This is a genomic window from Gordonia sp. (in: high G+C Gram-positive bacteria), from assembly GCF_049299075.1.
Taxonomy (GTDB): Bacteria; Actinomycetota; Actinomycetes; order Mycobacteriales; family Mycobacteriaceae; genus Gordonia.
On sequence record NZ_JBAQWU010000476.1, the window covers coordinates 1 to 1,845 of the forward strand.

General features: G+C 67.0%; 2 protein-coding genes and 1 pseudogene. All 3 read right to left on the reverse strand.

What is annotated here, in order from left to right:
• Positions 1 to 47: 47 nt before the first annotated feature.
• A complete protein-coding gene (locus tag WAW85_RS15075) occupies positions 48 to 410 on the reverse strand; it encodes a response regulator transcription factor (protein ID WP_422560404.1) in 363 nt (120 codons plus the stop codon).
• A gap of 322 nt (positions 411 to 732) precedes the next feature.
• Positions 733 to 999 carry a hypothetical protein gene (locus WAW85_RS15080; RefSeq protein WP_422560405.1) on the reverse strand — a complete coding sequence of 89 codons (267 nt, stop codon included), beginning with the start codon at positions 997 to 999 and terminating at the stop codon, positions 733 to 735.
• Positions 983 to 1,845: pseudogene (locus tag WAW85_RS15085) on the reverse strand (hypothetical protein); the annotation flags it as partial. The gene WAW85_RS15080 and the pseudogene WAW85_RS15085, both read right to left, overlap by 17 nt.

A 1,845-nucleotide genomic window follows, 5' to 3' on the forward strand; every position in this document is an offset into this window, starting at 1 on the left:
CCCGCGAGCATAAGCTCGCGGGTCGTCGTCCACCCCCAGTCAGTGGGTCACCATTCGGCAAGCGTGGTGTGCCCGTCTTGCAGCGCGCGCGCCAGCAAATGCGCTTTGGTGGGCGCCGGCCGGCCAACGCCTGCGTACTTGCTCCGGATCCGCGAGACGTGCGTGCTGACCGTCGACACCGAAATAAACAAGCGCGCAGCGGCCTCCTCCTTCGAATCGGCGGCGAGCCACGCGAGCAGCACCTCGACCTCACGAGGCGAGAGCGCCGGACGTACTGTTCGCGGCGCTTCCGGCGAGCGAAAGGCCACAATGTCGGCCACCGTCCCGGACCGCACTGGTCGCGGCGACGTGCCAAGCACGCGCGGAGCGAGATCGATCGCCCCGAAATCAGCAATAGCTTCGTGAGCCATCACCGTCATAGTTTCTCCCCTGAGTTTCCCCGACCCAGCCTCAAACACGAACCGCCAATGATGAGTCGAGCGACAGAACCGGCCGCCTCATCACAGACAAATCACAGATTAGGAACGTTGCCGTCTCGGAACTAGACCCAGAATTGGGGACAACCACACAAATTGACGCCCGGCGTCAATCAGCCAAACAGACCACACGACCCGAACCCCTACTTACCGCCTGGTCAGGTACGTGCCTGCGGCGCCGCTGGCCGGCGCCGCAGGACACCACGATCACCCCTACTGTGACGGAGCGCACACGAAAGCGTTCCGCTCGTCCCCGCTAATTCTTCGATCTACCCGCCATCTGCGCACCGTCAGCACCGAAATCGAGACGGCTTTGCCCGGAGCGTCCGTCCACCGCGACGGTGCCGAACAGGTTCCGGCCATGGGGCAGTAACCGTACGGTGACAGTGCTTCCCGCCTCGGTCCGCGACAGCACCTCCACCGCGGCAGCACGCAGCGGTTCAAGCAGGTCGGCGGCCTGCGCGACATCGTCGGCGGACGTCAGCGTCTCCGCCGCCCATCCGTGGTCATCGAGCAGCACCACCCGCGCACCGCGCGCGCGGGCCGACCACACTGCCGCCGCGATCTCGGGAAGGTCCAGGCCAGGCGCCCGAATACGGTCCCGCAGGGCCGCTTCCACCAGCCCACACTCGGCGACAACGTCGTCGTTGGGTCGCTGCCCGCTGGCGATCTGCTCCAGTAGCGGCCGAGCCCGCTGATCGCACAGCCACTGCGGCCTCCTGCGCCGCCGCTGACGCGATCTGACGTTCGGTCTGTCGGCGCAGTGTGTAGATCTGACGGGCGCGGGGCCGGACGATGGCGGCAAAGAAGGTAGCCATCAACAGGACCGCGGTATTGGGCGCGATGGCCGCAACAAAGGCCGGCTGCGGCGGAATTAGCACGTTCACAGCCAGCATCACAGCCACCGAGAACAGGTAGCTGAGCCAGGCCGACCACAGCCGTCCGCGCACGCACATGAACGCCTGGATCAGCGCGAGCAGACCGCTGGCCGGCGCGTCCGCGATGCTCACCTCCTCGAAGGTCGACAACGCGGTGAGTACCAGCGCGCCGGACGGAACGACGGCGACGAAGAGGGTTGCCCGCCAGTCCATCGGGTCGCCCGGCGCCGACAGCAGCACAAGGGCCGAGACAAGACTCAGCGCGATACCAGTCAGATACAGCCCGGGACGTTCCACCCCGCGCCCGGCCAGCCCTAATGCGGCACAGCCGAGGACCACCGCGATGGTCAGAACATAGGCGCCCGGCAACTGCATGCCCATAATGGTCGAGGCGTCGTTGCGCCGCGCCTGCCGCCACCCGAGCAGGCGAACCGCTGCCTGCCACCGGCCGCCGCCACTCATGGCTGCGCCCAACGCAGACGCACCGTGGT